The organism is Streptomyces sp. MS191 (genome assembly GCF_008042125.1).
Taxonomy (GTDB): domain Bacteria; phylum Actinomycetota; class Actinomycetes; order Streptomycetales; family Streptomycetaceae; genus Streptomyces.
Genome location: NZ_RDBI01000040.1, coordinates 16,611 through 36,312 on the forward strand (window position 1 = coordinate 16,611; position 19,702 = coordinate 36,312).

15 protein-coding genes are annotated in these 19,702 nt (G+C 73.1%); 10 read left to right on the forward strand and 5 right to left on the reverse strand.

Going from position 1 to position 19,702, the window contains the following annotated elements:
* Positions 1 to 18 precede the first annotated feature (18 nt).
* Positions 19 to 2,943, forward strand: a complete 2,925-nt coding sequence (locus tag EAO71_RS06830; protein WP_147976889.1) for an FAD-binding and (Fe-S)-binding domain-containing protein — start codon at positions 19 to 21, stop codon at positions 2,941 to 2,943.
* Between the two features lie 108 nt (positions 2,944 to 3,051).
* Here EAO71_RS06830 and EAO71_RS06835 read toward each other — a convergent pair whose 3' ends face one another.
* Positions 3,052 to 4,656 (reverse strand): peptide-N4-asparagine amidase, encoded by a 1,605-nt coding sequence (locus EAO71_RS06835; RefSeq protein WP_261992047.1) that lies wholly within the window; start codon positions 4,654 to 4,656, stop codon positions 3,052 to 3,054.
* Between the two features lie 177 nt (positions 4,657 to 4,833).
* Here EAO71_RS06835 and EAO71_RS06840 point away from each other — a divergent pair, with 177 nt between their 5' ends.
* Together EAO71_RS06840 and EAO71_RS06845 are read left to right on the forward strand one after the other, a co-directional pair.
* Positions 4,834 to 6,723: an ABC transporter transmembrane domain-containing protein gene (locus EAO71_RS06840; RefSeq protein ID WP_147976890.1), complete on the forward strand. Its 1,890-nt coding sequence runs from the start codon at positions 4,834 to 4,836 to the stop codon at positions 6,721 to 6,723.
* Positions 6,720 to 8,507: an ABC transporter ATP-binding protein gene (locus EAO71_RS06845; protein ID WP_147976891.1), complete on the forward strand. Its 1,788-nt coding sequence runs from the start codon at positions 6,720 to 6,722 to the stop codon at positions 8,505 to 8,507. Before EAO71_RS06840 ends, EAO71_RS06845 begins: the two co-directional genes overlap by 4 nt.
* Positions 8,508 to 8,656: 149 nt before the next feature.
* On the opposite strand, the gene EAO71_RS06850 is transcribed toward EAO71_RS06845, so the two are convergent.
* The gene (locus EAO71_RS06850; RefSeq protein WP_147976892.1) at positions 8,657 to 9,448 is read right to left on the reverse strand and encodes a metal-dependent hydrolase; all 792 of its coding nucleotides are present in this window, start codon (positions 9,446 to 9,448) and stop codon (positions 8,657 to 8,659) included.
* Positions 9,449 to 9,518: 70 nt separating this feature from the next.
* Between EAO71_RS06850 and EAO71_RS06855 the strand changes: the two genes are divergently transcribed.
* Together EAO71_RS06855 and EAO71_RS06860 are read left to right on the forward strand one after the other, a co-directional pair.
* Positions 9,519 to 12,092, forward strand: coding sequence for a DEAD/DEAH box helicase (locus EAO71_RS06855; RefSeq protein WP_147976893.1), 2,574 nt, complete (start codon positions 9,519 to 9,521; stop codon positions 12,090 to 12,092).
* A 79-nt stretch (positions 12,093 to 12,171) separates the two neighbouring features.
* Positions 12,172 to 13,035, forward strand: coding sequence for an acyl-CoA thioesterase (locus EAO71_RS06860; RefSeq protein WP_147976894.1), 864 nt, complete (start codon positions 12,172 to 12,174; stop codon positions 13,033 to 13,035).
* A gap of 59 nt (positions 13,036 to 13,094) precedes the next feature.
* Here the strand turns inward: EAO71_RS06860 and EAO71_RS06865 are convergent, their stop codons facing one another.
* Positions 13,095 to 13,307: a DUF6011 domain-containing protein gene (locus EAO71_RS06865; RefSeq protein ID WP_147976895.1), complete on the reverse strand. Its 213-nt coding sequence runs from the start codon at positions 13,305 to 13,307 to the stop codon at positions 13,095 to 13,097.
* 48 nt (positions 13,308 to 13,355) lie between these two features.
* Here EAO71_RS06865 and EAO71_RS06870 point away from each other — a divergent pair, with 48 nt between their 5' ends.
* Positions 13,356 to 13,841 carry a glutathione peroxidase gene (locus EAO71_RS06870; RefSeq protein ID WP_147976896.1) on the forward strand — a complete coding sequence of 162 codons (486 nt, stop codon included), beginning with the start codon at positions 13,356 to 13,358 and terminating at the stop codon, positions 13,839 to 13,841.
* Positions 13,842 to 14,029: 188 nt separating this feature from the next.
* The gene (locus EAO71_RS06875; RefSeq protein ID WP_147976897.1) at positions 14,030 to 14,818 is read left to right on the forward strand and encodes a putative protein N(5)-glutamine methyltransferase; all 789 of its coding nucleotides are present in this window, start codon (positions 14,030 to 14,032) and stop codon (positions 14,816 to 14,818) included.
* A gap of 64 nt (positions 14,819 to 14,882) precedes the next feature.
* Here the strand turns inward: EAO71_RS06875 and EAO71_RS06880 are convergent, their stop codons facing one another.
* Entirely contained in the window at positions 14,883 to 16,250 is a 1,368-nt protein-coding gene (locus EAO71_RS06880) for a cytochrome P450 (RefSeq protein WP_147976898.1), read from the reverse strand.
* A gap of 137 nt (positions 16,251 to 16,387) precedes the next feature.
* Between EAO71_RS06880 and EAO71_RS06885 the strand changes: the two genes are divergently transcribed.
* Entirely contained in the window at positions 16,388 to 16,855 is a 468-nt protein-coding gene (locus EAO71_RS06885) for a VOC family protein (protein ID WP_187282588.1), read from the forward strand.
* A gap of 105 nt (positions 16,856 to 16,960) precedes the next feature.
* A complete protein-coding gene (locus EAO71_RS06890; protein WP_147976899.1) occupies positions 16,961 to 17,515 on the forward strand; it encodes a hypothetical protein in 555 nt (184 codons plus the stop codon).
* Between the two features lie 76 nt (positions 17,516 to 17,591).
* On the opposite strand, the gene EAO71_RS06895 is transcribed toward EAO71_RS06890, so the two are convergent.
* Positions 17,592 to 18,821, reverse strand: a complete 1,230-nt coding sequence (locus tag EAO71_RS06895) for an acyl-CoA dehydrogenase family protein (RefSeq protein ID WP_147976900.1) — start codon at positions 18,819 to 18,821, stop codon at positions 17,592 to 17,594.
* Between the two features lie 162 nt (positions 18,822 to 18,983).
* Between EAO71_RS06895 and EAO71_RS06900 the strand changes: the two genes are divergently transcribed.
* Positions 18,984 to 19,631: a TetR family transcriptional regulator gene (locus EAO71_RS06900; protein ID WP_147976901.1), complete on the forward strand. Its 648-nt coding sequence runs from the start codon at positions 18,984 to 18,986 to the stop codon at positions 19,629 to 19,631.
* The last annotated feature ends 71 nt before the right edge of the window (positions 19,632 to 19,702 follow it).

Here is a 19,702-nt window from a genome sequence, read left to right on the forward strand (position 1 = left end):
GCCGAGGGGAGCCGTGCCATGCCGCTGCTGGAGCCGAACCCGCAGGCCCTGCGTCCCGGTGGGCGGCGCAGACCGGCTCCCGACCGCGTCCCCGACCTCCAGTCCCAGGGCACACCCCGGCACCTGCGGGAGGAGCTGGCCGCGGTCCTCGGCGCGGACAAGGTGCTCGCGACGGTCTCCGACCTGGTGCGGTACGCCTCCGACGCCAGCCCCTACCGGTTCGTCCCGCAGGTCGTGGTGGTCCCGGAGGACATCGACGACGTCTCCGCCGTGCTCTCCTACGCGCACGGCAAGGGCCGCGAGGTGGTCTTCCGGGCGGCCGGCACCAGCCTGAACGGCCAGGCTCAGGGCGAGGACATCCTGGTGGACGTGCGCCGGCACTGGGTGGGCGTCGAGGTCCTGGACGACGGCGCCCGGGCCAGGATCCGGCCGGGCACCACCGTCGTGCGCGCCAACGCCGCCCTCGCCCCGTACGGCCGGGTCCTCGGCCCCGACCCGGCCAGCGCGGTCGCCTGCACGATCGGCGGCGTCGTCGCCAACAACGCCTCGGGCATGACGGCCGGGACCACCCGGAACTCGTACCGGACCGTCTCCTCCCTCACGTTCGTCCTGCCGAGCGGCACCGTCGTCGACACGGCGGACCCGGACGCCGACGAGGAGCTGTCCCGCGCCGAGCCGCGCCTGTGCGCCGGACTGCTGGCGCTGAAGGCCGAGATCGAGGCCGACCCGGAGCTCACGGCCCGGATCCGCGCCAAGCACACCATCAAGAACACCAACGGCTACCGGCTGGACGCCTTCCTGGACGGCGCCACCCCGGTGGAGATCCTGCGCGGGCTGATGGTCGGCTCGGAGGGCACCTTCGGCTTCATCGCCGAGGTGGTCTTCGACACCCTGCCGCTGGACCGCAAGGTGTCGACGGCGCTGCTCTTCTTCCCCTCGCTGCCGGCCGCGGCCGCGGCCGTGCCGCACTTCAACGACGCCGGGGCGGTCGCGGTCGAGCTGATGGACGGCAACACGCTGCGGGCCTCGGTCAGCGTGGCCGGGGTGCCGGCCGACTGGGCGGGACTGCCGCGGGAGACGGCTGCGCTGCTGGTGGAGTTCCGCGCCCCGGACCTCGCGGCCCTGGAGGCGTGCGAGGAGAGGGCGGCGGGTGTCCTGGAGCGGCTGGAGCTGGTCGCTCCGGTCGCCTCGCTCGACAACGCCTTCACCCGCGACGCGAGGACGATCGCCGGGTACTGGAAGGCGCGCAAGGCGTTCGTGACCGCGGTCGGCGGTTCGCGGCCGGCCGGGACGACGCTGATCACCGAGGACTTCGCGGTGCCGCCGGCCCGGCTCGCCGAGGCCTGTGCCGAACTGCTGGAACTGCAGGCCCGGCACGGCTTCGACGCGGCCGTCGCCGGGCACGCCGCGCACGGGAACCTGCACTTCCTCCTCGCCTTCGACGCCGGTGAACCGTCGGACGTCGAGCGGTACGCGGCGTTCATGGACGCGTTCTGCAAGCTGACCGTGGAACGCTTCGACGGCTCGCTGAAGGCGGAGCACGCCACCGGGCGCAACATCGCGCCGTACCTGGAGCTGGAGTGGGGGCCCCGGGCGACGGAGCTCATGTGGCGCACGAAGGAGCTGATCGACCCGGACGGGGTGCTCGCGCCGCGGATCGTCCTGGACCGCGATCCGCACGCGCACCTGCGTGGCCTCAAGACGATTCCGAAGGTCGAGGCGATCGCCGACCCGTGCATCGAGTGCGGCTTCTGCGAACCGACCTGCCCCAGTGGCGACCTGACGACGACTCCGCGCCAGCGGATCGCGCTGCGCCGGGAGATGCTGCGGCAGCGCGACGGGTCCCCGGTCGAGACGCGCCTGCTCGAGGAGTACGGGTACGACGCCGTGGACACCTGCGCCGGTGACTCGACCTGCAAACTCGCCTGCCCGGTGGGGATCGACACCGGGGCGCTGATGAAGGAGTTCCGGCACGAGCGGCACTCCGCGCGCGAGGAGCGGATCGCCGCTCTGACCGCCCGCAACTTCCGTGCCGTGGAGGCGTCCGCGCGGCTCGCGGTCGCCGCGGCCGACCGGGCAGGCGACCGGTTCCTGGCGTCGGTGACCGCCCTGGCACGCAAGGCGGTACGGCCGGACCTCGTACCGGAGTGGCTGCCGGAGATCCCCGGCGCCGCGCGGCGGCGCCTCCCGCGCACCCACCGCCCGGCGGCGGTCGCCGTCTACTACCCGGCGTGTGTGAACCGGATCTTCGGCGGTCCCGCCGACCGGCGCGGCCCCTCGCTGCCCGAGGCGGTGGTGACGCTGTCGGCCCGGGCCGGAAGGCCGGTGTGGATCGCTCAGGACGTCGCCGGTACCTGCTGCGCGACGATCTGGCACTCCAAGGGGTACGTCCGCGGCAACGAGGTGATGGCGAACCGGATCGTCGAGGCCGCCTGGGGCTGGACGGCGGGCGGCCGGTTGCCGCTGGTGGTCGACGCCTCCTCGTGCGCCCTCGGCATCGCGCACGAGGTGGTGCCCTATCTGACCGCGGAGAACCGGGAGTTGCACGCCGAGCTGACCGTGGTCGACTCCCTCGTCTGGGCGGCGGACGAGCTGCTGCCCCGGCTGACGGTGCGCCGCAGGGTCGGCTCGGCGGTCGTCCATCCGACGTGTTCGATGCAGCACCTGGGCGACGAGGACAGGCTGACCGCGCTCGCCGCCGCCTGCGCCGACGAGGTCGTGGTGCCGGCGGACGCGGGCTGCTGCGCCTTCGCCGGCGACCGGGGCATGCTGCATCCCGAGCTGACGGCCTCCGCGACGGCGCGGGAGGCGGCGGAGGTGACGGCGCGGCCGTTCGACGCGCACCTGTCGGCCAACCGGATGTGCGAGATCGGGATGGACCGGGCGACCGGGCGGAGATACGAGTCGGTGCTGCTGGCGCTGGAGCGGGCGACGCGCCCCTGACCGGGGGCGGGTGGCGCCGGGGGGACCGGTACCGGCCCCGCGACCGGCGCGCGGTGAAGGGTCGGGGAGCCTCTGCCCCTGCCTCGCGCCGCGCGGCGGCCGGGGTGTTCAGCAGCGCCGGCGGTCCTCCGTGACCGTGCCCTGGACGGTCGTCAGGCTCCGGTCGTAGCAGCCGTCCGAGCCGTACACCCGGTAGCGCTCGGCCGTCGTCCCGACCGCGTGACGCTGGTCGCGCGGCACTCCGGTGGTGTAGGTGGCGTCGCCGCTGTAGGTGTCGTCGAGGTGCGAGAAGGACAGCGGCCTTCCGTCGCGCAGGACGACGGTGTCGGCTCGGTCCCCGAGGGTGAGGACGGTCCGCAGCCGGTCTCCGGCGCCGACGGTCGTCTCGCCGTCCATGGTGTAGGCGCGGTGGGTACGGGTGCTGGTGCGGCCCACGGTCACGGTCTCGTCGTCGGTCCACCGGGCGGTGAGGGCGTCGGGGTTCTCACCCTCGCCCCAGCGGTGCACGGAGGTGTTCGCGAGGGTACGGGTGACGGTGGTGCGGACGCGGCCGTGCGAGGTGTCCAGGTGGCCGGCGATGGTGAGCCGGCGGCCGCCGTCGGTGTCGAGGCGGTGGATGGCACCCGGCGTGTGCACCGAGGAGTCGCGCGGGGCGGAGACCTCGTACCGGTCGAGCGCGCCGGTGACGACGGCCCGGCCCTCGTCCTGCCACAGGAGCAGGTTGGTGGGGGTGGACCAGCCGGTCTGCCCGGCGGGCACACCGGCCACCGACACCTCGACGCGGTGGGCGCGGCCGTCGTTGAGGAGGGCGGCGAAGGGGGTCAGGTCGTACACGACGGGCCGGACGTCGAAGGCGCGCGGGCCGGGGGTGACGTACCAGAGGAAGGGGTTGGACCAGCCGCCGGTCCACACGGTCGGGAACGGGGCGGCGATGCCCGCGGTGCGGCCGTCGACGGAGATCCGCACCTCGCGGTAGGGGCCGTCGGTCGCCTTGCAGGAGTACGGGGCGGGGTCCGGGACGGTCAGGTACCAGTACTCCTCGCATCCGCCGCCGGATCCGGTGGCGTACACCTCGGCCAGCAGGCGTTCGGTGTTGCGCGGGGTGGTGACGGTCGCGGTGTCGAGCGGTATCACCCGGTCGGGGGTGTCCGCGACGGGTGCCGTCCTCCCCCGAGCGGTGTGGAAGGTGAGGGTGACGCGGACGTCGAGGACGCCGGTGTAGGTCTCGTTCACGACGTTGCCGATGAGCATCTCGACCGGCTGGGGGCGGCTGAGGGTGTCGCGGTAGCGCGTGACGTCCTTCTCCACGGACCAGGTGATGCCCTCGGGCGAGGGCTGCGGAGTGGAGGTGCGGAAGATCTCCACCCCGCCGACCGCGACGTGGCCGAGCCGGTCGTACTGACGCCCCTTCACCTGTCCTTCGAGGCGCAGGACGACCTTGTTCCAGCGGGTGCCGCACTCCTTCGGCGGGCTGTAACTCCCTTTGTACGGGGTGAAGTCGCGGAACTGCGCGGCGGCGAGGACGACCTCGCAGGAGCGGGTGCCGGGGACCGTGACGGGCGGCGCGGCGGTCACCGGGTCGTGCCAGTCGCCGGTGAACTCGGGAGGCGGGGTGCCGGTCGGCCCGTCCGCCATCGCCGGCGGCGCGGTGAGGAGGGCACCGGCGGCCAGCACGAGCCCGCCGATCATGCTCATGATCTTCTGAGGTCTCATGGCAGGCGAGTGAAGCGCGGGGCACCGGGGACGTCCAGAGGGCGTCGGGGGATCTTGGCGCGTTCTGTGCCGATTGCCAGAAAATCGATTGCCGCCCCCGGCGCCGGAGGGCCAACCTTGCACGGTTTGGAGCCCCGGCCACCGTCGGGGACACGCACCGGAAGACCCTGGGACGCCATGCAGATTCGCGATCTACCGTACGCCGACCCAGGGGCCCCCGATGTCCGCTCGGGCACCCGGTTCCTCCTCTGGCTCGGCCGCCGCCAACTCGGCGGTCAGCTCAGGTCCACCCTGTGGGGGCTGCTCCTCCAGCTGTCCATCGCCGCGCTGCCGCTCGCCGTCGGCCTCGCCGTGCAGGCGGTCGTCGACCACGACGAAGGCCGCCTCTGGCAGGCCGGCGGTCTGCTGGCGCTGCTGGGCGTGACCCTCGCCGTCGGCGACATGATGCTGCACCGCACCGCCGTCACGAACTGGATCACGGCGGCCGCCCGGGTCCAGCAGCTGCTCTCGCGCAAGACGGCCGAGCTGGGCTCGCTGCTGACCCGGCGGGTCGCCGCGGGTGAGGTCGTCGCGGTCTCCACCGGGGACGTCGAGAAGATCGGCTGGTTCGTCGAGGCCCTGTCGCGGTTCGCCGCGGCGGCCCTGACGCTGGTCGTCGTCTGCGTCGGCCTGGTGCTCTACCAGCCCGCGCTGGGTGTCGTCGTCGCCGTGGGCGTCCCCGTGCTCGCCCTCGCCGCGCTGCCGTTGCTGCCCCGCGCCACCCGCCGGGCGGACGAGCAGCGCGAGAAGGCGGGCCGCGCCACCGAACTGGCATCGGACACGGTGGCGGGACTGCGGGTGCTGCGGGGAATCGGCGGCGAGGAGCTCTTCCTCGGCCGCTACCGCGCCGCCTCCCAGGAGGTCCGCCGGGCGGCCGTCCGCAGCGCCCGCATGTGGGCGCTGATCGCCGCGATCCAGGTCCTGCTGCCGGGTGCGCTGCTCATCGTGGTGGTGGCGTACGGGGCGCGCCTCGCCCTGGACGGCCGGATCACGGTCGGCGAACTCGTCACCGTCTACGGCGCGGTGATGCTGACCCATCACCCGCTGCGGAACTTCGAGGAGATCGCCATGGCGTTCTCCTTCTCCCGGCCGTCCGCCAAGCGGGCCGCCCGGGTGCTCTCCCTGACCCGGACGACGACCGCGGCCGGGGCCTCCGGGAGCGGGAGGCAGGGGGCGACCGGCGACCTGTACGACCCGGTGACCGGGCTCCTGGCTCCCGCGGGCCGCCTCACCGCGGTCGTGTGCGGGGACCCGGACGCGGCGGGATGGCTGGCGGAGCGCCTCGGCGGCCACCCGGCGGATCCCGGCGAGGGCCATGCCTCCGTGCTCCTGGGCGGGGTGCCGCTCGACGAGCTGGACCTCGACGCGGCGCGGACCGCCGTGCTCGTCCAGGACAAGGATCCGGTGCTCCTCTCGGGCACGCTGCGCGAACTGCTCGACGTCCCTTCCTCGGGGGCCGTCCGGGCGGCGGACGCGCTGGCCGCCGCGCAGTGCGGGGACGTGCTCGACGCGCTCGCCCAGGCGTCCGTGGACACGGACGGCGACCCGATGCGCACCCGGATCACCGAACGCGGCCGGTCGCTCTCCGGCGGCCAGCGCCAACGGCTCGCCCTGGCCCGCTCCCTGGTCACCGACCCGGAGGTGCTGGTCCTGGACGAGCCGACCTCGGCGGTCGACTCGCACACCGAGGCCCGCGTCGCGGCGGGCGTCAGGAAGCTGCGCGCGGGCGGGACGACGGTGGTCCTGACCTCGTCGCCGCTGCTGCTCGACCTCGCCGACCGGGTCGTCCTGCTCGACGGGGCCGCGGTGGCGGCGGTCGGCACCCACCGCGAGCTGCTGCGCGACGCTCCGCTCTACCGGGCGGTCGTCACCCGGGAGACCGACGAGGAACAGGCGGTGTCCGCCGCACCCGGGACACCGGAACCCCCCACGGCGTCGGGTGACCCCGCCGAGGCCGGCACGCTCGACGGCCTCCGCGGCCTCGACGGGATGGAAGAACTCCCCGCACTGGAAGGAGAGTCGGCATGATCGGCCTTGCGCCACCGACGTACGATCCGGCGGCCCCGCAGTCGGCGGCCACCCTGCCCGTCGGGACGGCGACGACCGTCCGCGGGTACGTCCGCGGCCTGCTGCGCCGCCATCGCGGGGCGTTCGCCGTGCTCATCGGCGTCAACGCGGTCGCGGTCCTGGCCTCCATGGCCGGTCCCCAGCTGCTCGGCTCGCTCGTCGAGCGGCTCAGCGACGGCAGCCGGGAGCTCCACCTGGAGCGCACCGTCGCCCTGTTCGCCGTCGCCCTCGTCGTGCAGACCGTCTTCGTGCGGCTGGTACGGCTGCGGGGCGCGATGCTCGGCGAGGAGATGCTGGCCGACCTGCGCGAGGACTTCCTCGTCCGTTCGGTCGGGCTGCCGCCGGGGGTCCTGGAGCGGGCCGGGACCGGCGACCTGCTGTCCCGTATCACCACGGACGTGGACCGGCTGGCCAACGCGATGCGGGAGGCCGTGCCGCAGCTCGCGATCGGTGTCGTCTGGGCGGGGCTGCTGATCGGCGGCCTGACCCTGACCGCGCCCCCTCTGGCGCTCGCGATCGTGATCGCCGCGCCGCTGCTGATCGCGRGCTGCCGGTGGTACTTCCGGCGGGCACCGGCCGCGTACCGCTCGGAGGCGGCGGGGTACGCGGCCGTCGCCGGGGCGCTCGCCGAGACCGTCGACGCCGGCCGCACGGTGGAGGCTCACCGACTCGGCGCGGGCCGGATCGCCCTGTCCGACCGGCGCATCCGGGAGTGGACGGCCTGGGAGAGGTACACCCTCTTCCTGCGGTCGGTGCTGTTCCCCGTCGTCAACCTCACGCACGTCACCGTCCTCGCGGCCGTGCTGCTGCTCGGCGGCGCCTTCGTGCTGCGCGGCTGGATCGACGTCGGGCAGCTGACCACGAGCGCGCTGCTGGCGCAGATGCTGGTGGATCCGATCGGCATCGTCCTGCGCTGGTACGACGAACTCCAGGTGGCACAGGTGTCGCTGGCCCGGCTGGTCGGCGTCCGGGAGATCGAGCCGGACGCGGGCGACGCGGACCTGCGGCCCGAGGGGCGTACGGTCCGGGCGGACGAGGTGCGCTTCGGCTACCGCGAAGGGGTCGACGTCCTGCACCGGGTGTCGATGGACGTCCCGCCGGGCACCCGGCTGGCCCTGGTGGGGCCGTCCGGCGCCGGCAAGTCGACGCTCGGTCGGCTGCTGGCGGGCATCTACGCCCCGCGCACCGGCACGGTGACGCTCGGGTCCGCCGAGCTGGCGGACATGCCGGCGGAGCGCGTCCGCGAGCACGTGGCCCTGGTGAACCAGGAGCACCACGTCTTCGTCGGCTCGCTCCGCGACAACCTGCTGCTCGCCCGCGCGGGTGCCGAGGACGCCGCACTGTGGGCGGCGCTCGGCGCGGTGGACGCGGACGGCTGGGCCCGCGCCCTGGACGCGGGCCTGGACACCGAGGTGGGTTCGGGCGGGCTCGCGCTGACCCCGGCGCAGGCCCAGCAGATCGCGCTGGCCCGGCTCGTCCTGGCCGACCCGCACACGCTGRTCCTGGACGAGGCGACCTCGCTCCTCGACCCGCGGGCCGCTCGTCATCTGGAACGCTCGCTGGCCCGGGTCCTGGAGGGGCGCACGGTCGTCGCGATCGCCCACCGGCTGCACACCGCGCACGACGCGGACGTCATCGCGGTGGTCGAGGAGGGCAGGATCAGCGAGCTGGGCAGCCACGACGAGCTGGTGGCGGCGGACGGCGCGTACGCGGCGCTGTGGAGGTCGTGGCACGGCGGACCGTGACGCGGGTCCGGGCGCCGCGACGGCCCGTCCGGGGTGCCCACCGCGGGCGACCCCGGACGGCCCGGACGCGCACGGCCCGGCGGCGCACGGCCCGGGCGGCCTCTTGCGCTTCCGGGCCCGGGGCGCCCGAGCCCGTCGCGATCGGCCTGTCAGAGGTAGCCGAGGGCGGACGCGGCGCCCACCCCGCCGAGCAGCATGAAGGCCGGCATGAGGACCTTCAGCTCGACCCAGCTGCCGGCGCGGAACCGCAGCGCCTTCGGCGGTCCGACCGGGTACCAGCGCTTGCGGCCCACCGGGATCGGCCAGAGTATCGGGCAGCCGGAGACGGTCAGCGCGTCGCCGATGTCGTGCACCAGCGCGCCGAGGAGGATCGGCGCGCCCAGCCACAGGTACTCCTGCTGCGGGCCGGTGAAGAACCAGTCCGAGCCGTTGCCCGGCTGGTCCAGGACACCGGCGAGGATCCAGGCGCTGGTGGCACCGAGCAGCCAGACCAGGATGTCGCTGGAGACCCGCGCGGCCCGCCACAGCAGGCCCTCGACGGCCAGGACCAGGTGGACGAAGAGGATCGCGAGGACCGCCCAGCGGCCCCCGGTGACGGCCACCGCGGAGGCGCCGGCGCCGATGAGAGCGGCCCACAGCCAGGTGTGGGTCAGGGTGCGGTGTCCCCCGGACCTGCGGGGGTCCGCGGTGGAGCGGGTGGCCTTGTAGACGGCGTACGAGAGCTTGTCGACGATCTCGCACAGGCCCTTGGACACCGGTCCGAAGGCGCGCGAGATGGTCGCGGACTTGTGGTCGAGGTCCGGGGCGAGGGCGGCTCCGGCGCAGATGAGCGCTCCGACGACGAGTACCGGCCACGGCATCGGGTGCCCCAGGGCGGCCGACGCGGCGCCCACACCCAGCCAGGCCGCTGCTCCGGACAGCGAGTGCGCCGGTCCCATCATGGTCGTCCCGCCCCATTCCTCATGCGCCGGCGTGCAGTTGACGACCGGTCGACAAGGCAGCGTATCGTCCGTGATCTTCGTTGCGATGGCCGGTTCCCGCATCCGACCGGAATCCAGGCAAGATGGGGGCGTGACCCTTATCGATCAGCTGCCGCCGAACGCCGACCCCGACGCCCTCTTCGAGGCCTTCACCTCTTGGGCGGAGGGCCGGGGCATCACCCTCTACCCGGCCCAGGAGGAGGCGCTGATCGAGGTTGTCTCCGGGGCGAACGTGATCCTCTCGACGCCCACCGGATCGGGAAAGTCGCTGGTCGCGGCCGGTGCGCACTTCGCCGCGCTGGCCAACGACCAGGTGACCTTCTACACCGCGCCGATCAAGGCGCTGGTCTCGGAGAAGTTCTTCGACCTCTGCAAGCTCTTCGGCACCGAGAACGTCGGCATGCTGACCGGCGACGCCTCCGTGAACGCGGACGCCCCGGTCATCTGCTGCACGGCCGAGGTGCTGGCCTCGATCGCCCTGCGGGACGGCAAGCACGCCGACATCGGCCAGGTCGTCATGGACGAGTTCCACTTCTACGCGGAGCCCGACCGCGGCTGGGCCTGGCAGATCCCGCTGCTCGAACTGCCGCAGGCCCAGTTCGTCCTCATGTCGGCGACGCTCGGTGACGTGGCGATGTTCGAGAAGGACCTCACCCGGCGCACGGGCCGGCCCACCTCGGTGGTCCGCTCGGCCACCCGCCCGGTCCCGCTGTCGTACGAGTACGAGCTCACGCCGATCACGGAGACGCTGACCGAGCTCCTGGAGACCAAGCAGGCCCCGGTCTACATCGTCCACTTCACCCAGGCGCAGGCCGTCGAGCGGGCGCAGTCGCTGATGAGCATCAACATGTGCTCGCGCGAGGAGAAGGACCGGATCGCCGAGCTCATCGGCAGCTTCCGCTTCACCACCAAGTTCGGCCAGAACCTCTCGCGCTACGTGCGCCACGGTATCGGGGTGCACCACGCGGGCATGCTGCCCAAGTACCGCCGCCTCGTCGAGAAGCTGGCCCAGGCGGGTCTGCTGAAGGTCATCTGCGGCACCGACACGCTCGGCGTGGGCGTCAACGTGCCCATCCGCACGGTGCTGTTCACGGCCCTCACCAAGTACGACGGCAGCCGGGTGCGGACGCTGCGCGCGCGGGAGTTCCACCAGATCGCGGGCCGCGCCGGCCGGGCCGGTTTCGACACGGCGGGCTTCGTGGTCGCGCAGGCCCCCGAGCACGTCATCGAGAACGAGAAGGCGCTCGCCAAGGCCGGCGACGACCCGAAGAAGCGCCGCAAGGTCGTCCGCAAGAAGGCACCCGAGGGCTTCGTCGCCTGGAGCGACACCACCTTCGAGAAGCTGATCGGTTCCGAGCCCGAACCGCTGACCTCGCGGTTCAAGGTCACGAACATCATGCTGCTGTCGGTGATCGCCCGGCCCGGCAACGCCTTCGAGGCCATGCGCAAGCTCCTGGAGGACAACCACGAGCCGCGCAAGGCGCAGCTGCGGCACATCCGCCGGGCCATCGCGATCTACCGCTCGCTGCTCGACGGCGGCGTCGTGGAACAGCTCGACACCCCGGACGCCGAGGGTCGCACCATCCGGCTCACGGTCGACCTCCAGCAGGACTTCGCGCTCAACCAGCCGCTCTCCACGTTCGCGCTGGCGGCGTTCGACCTGCTGGACCCGGAGTCGCCGTCGTACGCCCTCGACATGGTGTCGGTGGTCGAGTCGACCCTCGACGACCCGCGGCAGATCCTCGCCGCCATGCAGAACAAGGCGCGCGGCGAGGCCGTGGGGCGGATGAAGGCGGACGGCGTCGAGTACGAGGAGCGCATGGAGCGGCTCCAGGAGATCTCCTACCCGAAGCCGCTGGAGGAGCTGCTCTGGCACGCGTACAACGTCTACCGGAAGTCGCACCCGTGGGTGGGCGACCACCCGGTCTCGCCGAAGTCCGTCATCCGTGACATGTACGAACGCGCGCTGTCCTTCACGGAGTTCACGTCCTGGTACGAGCTGGCGCGGACCGAGGGCATCGTGCTGCGCTACCTCGCGAGCGCGTACAAGGCCCTGGACCACACCATCCCGGACGACCTGAAGACCGAGGACCTCGAGGACCTGATCGAGTGGCTGGGCGAGATGGTCCGCCAGGTCGACTCCTCGCTGCTCGACGAGTGGGAGCAGCTGGCCAACCCGGAGGTCGAGTCGGCCGAGGAGGCCCAGGAGAAGGCCGACCAGGTCAAGCCGGTCACGGCGAACGCCCGCGCCTTCCGGGTGCTGGTGCGCAACGCGATGTTCCGCCGGGTCGAGCTGGCGGCGCTGGACAACGTCGACGCGCTGGGCGAGCTGGACGCCGAGTCGGGCTGGGACGCGGACGCCTGGGGCGAGGCGATGGACGCGTACTGGGACGAGTACGACGACCTGGGCACCGGTCCGGACGCGCGCGGCCCCAAGCTGCTGTCGATCGAGGAGGACGCGGCGCACGGTCTGTGGCGCGTCCGGCAGACCTTCGCCGACCCGAACGGCGACCATGACTGGGGCATCAGCGCGGAGGTGGATCTCGCCGCCTCCGACGAGGAGGGCCGCGCCGTCGTCCGTGTGACGTCCGTGGGGCAGCTGTAGGAGGCGTCCTGCCGGCCGAGCACGGCACGATCGGCAGGACCCCCCGGAACCGACCCGCCTGCATCGAAGGAGCGCAGCCGTGACCAACCCCGCCGAGAGGCTCGTCGACCTGCTCGATCTGGAGCAGATCGAGGCGAACATCTTCCGCGGCCGGAGCCCGCAGGAGTCGCTGCAACGGGTCTTCGGCGGCCAGGTCGCCGGCCAGGCCCTGGTGGCGGCCGGCCGGACGACCGAGGGCGACCGTCCGGTGCACTCGCTGCACGCCTACTTCCTGCGCCCCGGACGGCCGGGGGTACCGATCGTCTACCAGGTCGAGCGGGTGCGGGACGGGCGCTCGTTCACCACCCGGCGGGTCACCGCCATCCAGCAGGGCCGCACGATCTTCAACCTGACGGCCTCGTTCCACCGGCCGGAGGAGTCGGATCTGGAGCACCAGCTGCCGCCGCGGCACGTGCCGGATCCGGAGACCCTGCCGAAGGTCGCGGACGAGATCCGCGACCATCTGGGCGCGCTGCCGGAGGCGCTGGAGCGGATGGCGCGGCGCCAGCCCTTCGACATCCGCTACGTCGACCGGCTGCGCTGGACGAAGGACGAGGTCAAGGGGGCGGACCCGCGCAGCGCGGTCTGGATGCGGGCGGTCGGCCCGCTGGGCGACGACCCGCTGGTGCACACCTGCGCGCTGACGTACGCCTCGGACATGACACTGCTGGACGCGGTCCGCATCCCGGTCGAGCCGCTGTGGGGGCCGCGTGGCTTCGACATGGCGTCGCTGGACCACGCGATGTGGTTCCACCGTCCCTTCCGGGCGGACGAGTGGTTCCTGTACGACCAGGAGTCGCCGATCGCGACGGGCGGCCGGGGGCTGGCCCGCGGCCGGATCTACGACCGCGAGGGCAGGCTGCTGGTGTCGGTGGTGCAGGAGGGGCTGTTCCGGAAGCTGTGAGGCCCGCGCGGGGCGTCCGCCGGGGCCCGCCGTGGCGGGGCGTCCCTCGTCCGTTTCCCTCAGGTGCCGGGCAGCGGGTCCTGCTCGACCTCGTGGCGGCGGGTGCGGACGTCCGGGCCCGGCGGATGGAGTTTGGCGTCGCAGGACGGGCCCAGTCCCGTCCGGCGGGACTCCGTCCCGGTCAGCGGACGGCCGCACAGGCGGCACCGGATCCGCCGGGGTTCCTCGTCCGGTGCGGAATCGATCGTGATTGCCAGCGGTTCATCACCCATGTTGGGATCGAATCCTATGCCCGACCCCGTTCTCACGAGGAGCAGTCCATGAGCCTGTACGACATTCCGCTGCGCACCCTGACCGGCGACCCGATCTCGCTGGCCGACTACCGCGACCAGGCGGTCCTGGTCGTGAACGTGGCCTCCAAGTGCGGTCTGACCCCGCAGTACGCCGGTCTGGAGCGGCTGCAGAAGGAGTACGGGGAGCGCGGCTTCACCGTGCTGGGTGTGCCCTGCAACCAGTTCGCGGGCCAGGAGCCGGGCAGCGCCGACGAGATCCAGACCTTCTGTTCCGCGACCTACGGCGTGTCCTTCCCTCTGCTGGAGAAGAGCGACGTGAACGGTGACGGCCGTCACCCCCTCTACACGGAGCTGACGAAGACGGCGGACTCCGAGGGCGAGTCCGGGGACGTCCAGTGGAACTTCGAGAAGTTCCTGATCGGCCGCGACGGTCAGGTGACGCGCTTCCGCCCGCGCACCGAGCCCGAGGCGCCCGAGGTCGTCGCCGCGATCGAGGCGCAGCTCGCGGTCTGAGCCGCCCGTCGGGCGGWCCRCACGGGACGGATGTCGATCATGTAATGTGTGCGGCTCCAGCAGTGAGACGACCGAGGAGGTGGGACCCATCAACGCCATGCAGGCAGGGTGCTTCCCCTCGACGACCGTGTGGTCCGCCCGACAGAGGTGACCACGGGAGCGCCCCTTCGGCTTCCCGGAAGGTTTCCATGTCGCTCGACCCTTCTCCCTCCCTTCGTTCCGCCACCGTCTCCCGACTGCGCGCCGCAGGCTGCGTGTTCGCCGAGGACGAGGCGGAGCTTCTCTTCTCCGCGGCGCGCAGCTCCGCCGAACTCGACACCATGCTCGTGCGGCGCGCGGCCGGCCTGCCCCTGGAGCACGTCGTCGGCTGGGCGGAGTTCGCCGGTCTGCGGATCGCCGTGGACCCGGGGGTCTTCGTGCCCCGGCGCCGCACCGAGTTCCTCGTGTCCCAGGCCGTGGGTCTGGCCGCTCCGGGCGCCGTCTGCGTCGACCTGTGCTGCGGCTCCGGCGCGGCGGGCGCGGTGCTCCTCTCCGCCGTGGAGGGCGCCGAGGTGCACGCCTCCGACATCGAACCGGCGGCCGTGCGGTGCGCGCGCCGGAACGTCGAGCCGCGCGGTGGGCGGGTCCACGAGGGCGACCTGTTCGCGCCCCTGCCGGACGCCCTGCGCGGCCGGATCGAGGTCCTGGTGGCCAACGTGCCGTACGTACCGAGCGAGGAGGTCGGCCTGCTGCCGCCCGAGGCGCGCGAGCACGAGCCCCTCGTGGCACTGGACGGCGGCGCGGACGGGCTCGCGGTGCTGCGGCGGGTGGCGGCGGAGGCCGCGCGGTGGCTCGCGCCCGGCGGGCATCTGCTCGTGGAGACGAGCGAACGGCAGGCGGACCGGGCGGTCGCCGTGGTGGCCGACCGCGGCCTGAACCCGAGGGTGGTGCGCTCGGGGGAGCTGTACGCGACGGTGGTCGTCGCGACGCGCGACTGATCCGGACCGCCGGGGTGTCCCCGTGCCGGACGGCGACCGTCCGGCACGGGGAGTCCGACAGGGTTCAGCCGCTCCGGGGAATCAGGGTGCAGCGGGCCGGCCCCTCGGCCCGCAGGGTGATCGCGGAGCTGAGCGGGACCTCGGTGTCGATCGCCTCGAAGCCGTACTCCTGCAGGATCATCGCCAGCGCGATCACCGATTCCAGCATCGAGAAGTGCTGGCCGATGCAGGCGCGCGGGCCCCCGCCGAACGGGAACCAGGCGTAGCGGGGGCGGGTGGCCTCGGCCTCCGGCGTGAAGCGGTCCGGGTCGAAGCGCTCGGGGTCCGGCCAGTGGTCGGGGTGGCGGTGGGTGACCCACGGGGCGACGATCACGTCGGCACCGGCCGGAATGGTGTGGCCGTCGATCACCGTGGACTCGACGGCGCGGCGGCCGATGACCGGCGCGGCCGGGAAGAGCCGCATCGCCTCCTTGAGCACCTGGGTCAGATAGGGCAGGGCGTCGAGGTCGGCGGCGGTCGGGGTACGGCCGGCCAGGACGCGGTCGACCTCCTCCTGGGCCCGCTTCTGCTCCTCGGGGTGGCGGCCGAGGAGGTGGAGGGCGAAGGCCAGGGAGGTCGCCGTCGTCTCGTGGCCGGCGAGGAGGAAGACCAGGACCTGTTCGCGCAGCTCGGAGGCGTCGAAGCTGCCGTCCTCGGCGCTCTCGGCCTCGGCCAGCAGGGTCAGCAGGTCCTGGGCGCCGGGGTCCGTGCCGGCGGCGCGGCGCTCGGCGATGATCCGGTCGCAGACCGCGTACAGCTCCTCGTGGACGGCGGCGGCACGGCGGTTGCCGGGGGTGGGCCAGTTCCGGGGCAGCTTCAGGGGCGAGTAGCCGCGGCGCAGGACGTAGTCGCCGAGGGCGGGGAAGCAGCGCTCCACCACCTCGACGGCCTCGGCGACGTCCGTGCCGAAGAGGATGCGGGCGACCGCCCGCAGCGCGAGCACGGTCATCTCGTCCAGGACGTCGACGGAGGTCCTGCCGGAGTCCCGCCAGGAGGCGAGGACGGCGGCGACCTCGACGGCCACGGCATCGGCGTAGCCGTCCACGCGACGGCGGGTGAACAGCGGCTGCACGAGCCGGCGCTGCCGCAGGTAGTCCTCGTCCTGGCTGGTCAGCAGACCGTTGCCGAAGGACTCGCGGACCTCCTGGTAGAAGGCGTTGTCCTTGCGGAAGTTGGCCGACTCGGTGGCCAGGACCTGCTGGGCCCCGGCGGCGGAGAACACGCCGTACACGACGGCGCGCAGTCCGGGAGGGCCCGCGGTGAAGCGGACGACGTCACCGTGCTCGCTCCGGGAGCGCAGGAAGGTGCCGAGCGAGTCCTCCTTCAGGTCGAGCATCGAGCCGAGCAGGGGCGTCCCTGCGGGGCCGGGCACTTCGGTGCTGGTGGTGGCCATGTGTACGGTTTCCCCCTCGTTCGTCACCGTCCCGGCGATTCTGCCGCACCCGGTGACCCACGGGTAGCTTCGCGCGAACACCCGACCGGATCAGGCCGGTTGGCGTGATTGTCAGAGCCCTCTGGGAGGCTCGGACCATGGAACCGATCGAGATGACCGTGCAGCTGACCATCGACTGCGACGAGCCCCGGAAGCTCGTCCCGTTCTGGGCGGCCGCCCTGCGCTACGTCCCGCAGCCGCCGCCGGACGGACACGCGACCTGGCGGGAGTACTGGACGGCCACGGGCGTGCCCGAGGAGGAGCTGCCGGAGGGGGTGGGCGAGCTGCCGGAGTCGATCGTGGACCCGAAGGGGATCGGGCCGCGGATCTGGTTCCAGCACGTCCCGGAGCCGAAGACCGTCAAGAACCGCCTCCACCTGGACCTGAAGGTCGGTGGCGGGCGCGAGGTGCCGCTGGCGGTCCGGCGCGAGCGGGTCGACGGAGAGGTGGCGCGGCTGACCGCGCTCGGCGCGTCGATCCTCTACACGATGGACGAGCCGGACGGCATGGACTACTACGCGGTGGTGCTGCAGGACCCCGAGGGCAACGAGTTCTGCATCGTCTGACGCCCACGGCCCGCGCCGACGAGACACCCGTCGGCGGAAGCGTGTCTTCCTGCGGCCGCGCGGGAAGACCTTGGACTCCTGAGTTTCCCGGGCACGGGGGGTGCGATGGAGGCGGGCGAGCTGGCCGCGGCGGCCGTCGGCGTGCTGGCGGCGGTGGTGACGGGGACGACCGCGGGCATCGGGGAGCAGGGCTGCGCCGCCCTCGTCCCCGTCGTGCGCACGCGTCTCCTGGCGTCGGAGCGGGGCCGGCGTGCCCTGGCGGGCCTCGAGACCGGCCCGGAGTCCCCGGAGGCCCGCGCGGAGGCCGCGGCGGTCCTCCGCGGGGAGGCCGAGGCCGACGCGGAGTTCCGTCGCGCGCTGGCCCTGCTCCTGTCGGAACCGGCGACGGGGCCGCGGGCGCGTCCGGTGCGCACCGGGAGCCGGTTCGGGACGGGCCGGGCGAGGTTCGGCGGACCGTGGGGGCCGGCCCGGCGCGCGCTGCTGGCCGTGCTGCTGGCGGCGGTGGTCGCGCTCCTCGTCTACGGCGGGGTCCGGCTGTTCGGCGGCGATGACGGGACGGGCCGCGGACCGGCCGGGGACCCGCCTCGGTCCACGGCGTACGGGGCCGCCCGTCAAGATCCGCGGGACAACCTCGCGGGCCCCGGACGGGCGGACGGCTGAGCGGCAGGCCCCCGGCTGAGCATGCCGACGGCCCCGCACCCTCCTCCGGGGCGGGGCCGTCGGTGCCTGCGGGCCGTCAGCGGATGGGCATGCCCGAGAGGGTGCGGGCGATCACCAGGCGCTGGATCTCGCTGGTGCCCTCGAAGATCGTGTAGATCGCCGCGTCGCGGTGCATGCGCTCCACCGGGTACTCGCGGGTGAAGCCGTTGCCGCCGAGGATCTGGATGGCCTGGCCGGTGACCTTCTTGGCCGTCTCGCTGGCGAACAGCTTGGACATGGAGCCCTCGGCCGAGGTGAACGGCTTGCCCGCCGTCGCCATCCACGAGGCGCGCCAGACCAGCAGGCGCGCCGCGTCGATCTGGGTGCGCATGTCGGCGAGCTGGAAGGCGATGCCCTGGTTGTCGATGATCGGACGGCCGAACTGCTCGCGCGTCCTGGCGTACTCGAGCGCGTACTCGTACGCCGCCCGGGCGGTGCCGACGGCCATCGCGCCGACCGCGGGGCGGGAGGCCTCGAAGGTGGCCATGGCGGCGTTCTTCACGCGCTCGCCGCCACCCGCCTTCGCCTTCTCGTGGGCACGGGCGAGGCGCTCGTCGAGCTTCTCCTTGCCGCCGAGGAGGCAGTGGCCGGGGATCCGGACGTCCTCGAGGACGACCTCGGCGGTGTGCGAGGCGCGGATGCCGTGCTTCTGGAACTTCTGGCCCTGGGAGAGGCCGGGGGTGTTCGGGGGCACGATGAAGGAGGCGTGGCCCTTGGAGCCGAGCTCCGGGTCGACGACCGCGACGACGACGTGGACGTTGGCGATGCCGCCGTTGGTCGCCCAGGTCTTGGTGCCGTTGAGGACCCACTCGTCCTTGGCCTCGTCGTAGACGGCCCGGGTGCGCATGGAGGCGACGTCGGAACCGGCGTCCGGCTCGGAGGAGCAGAAGGCGGCGACCTTGACGTCGTTCACGTCGCCGTACATCTGCGGGATCCAGGTGCCGATCTGCTCCTCGGTGCCGTTGGCGAGGACGCCGACCGCGGCCAGGCCGGTACCGACGATCGAGAGGGCGATGCCGGCGTCGCCCCAGAAGAGCTCCTCCATCGCCATCGGGATGCCGAGGCCGGTCGGGTCGAAGAACTGCTGGGCGTAGAAATCGAGGGAATAGATGCCGATCTTGGCGGCTTCCTGGATGATCGGCCAGGGAGTCTCCTCACGCTCGTCCCACTCGGCGGCGGCGGGGCGCATGACGTCCTCGGCGAATCCGTGCAGCCAGTCACGGACCTGCTTCTGGTCGTCGTTGAGTTCGAGCGTGAACTCGGCCATGTTCCCTCCCAGCATTGCGTTACTTGCGGTAACAACAGTGTGTTACCGGCAAGTAGGCCCTGTCAACCTGCGGCGGAGCGGTTCGGGGCGACCGGCACCGGGTGCCGCTCGGGTGTTACGTTGCGACAGCCTCACGGAATCGCACGGGCGGGGAGACACGCTATGGAGACCACACACCGGACCACCGACCAGCAGAAGCCTGCCGATCAGCGGCGCCGCGAACTGCTGGAGGCGGCCGACCGCGTGGTGCTCCGGGACGGTCCCCGGGCCTCCATGAACGCGATCGCGGCGGAGGCCGGCATCACCAAGCCGATCCTCTACCGGCACTTCGGCGACAAGGGCGGGCTGTACCGGGCCCTGGCGACCCGGCACACGGACGCCCTCCTCTCCGCGCTTCGGGCGGCGCTCGACGCACCGGCCGACCGGCGCCGGAGAGTCGAGGCGACGCTCGACACGTACCTCGCCTCGATCGAGGCCATGCCCCAGGTCTACCGCTTCCTGATGCACCCGGCGGAGGAGACGCAGCAGGCCGAGCAGGGCTTCGACGTGGGACGGCACTCGGCCCCGCTGCTGCGGCGGATGGGCGAGGAGCTCGGCCAGGTCATCGCCGAGCGGATCGATCTGGGCCCCGGCGGCGACGCCCAGGCCAGGATCTGGGGCCACGGCATCGTCGGGATGATGCACGCGGCCGGCGACTGGTGGCTCGGCGAACGCCCCTGCTCGCGAGCCGAGCTGGTACGCAGCCTCGCGGACCTGCTGTGGGGCCGGCTGGCGGAGGCGGGCGACCGCGTCGGCGGCCAGGCCTTCTGACCCGCCCGGCCTTCGCGGGCCGGCACGACCACCCCTCGCGGGCCGGCCCCGGCGGCCTTCCGGCCCGGCCG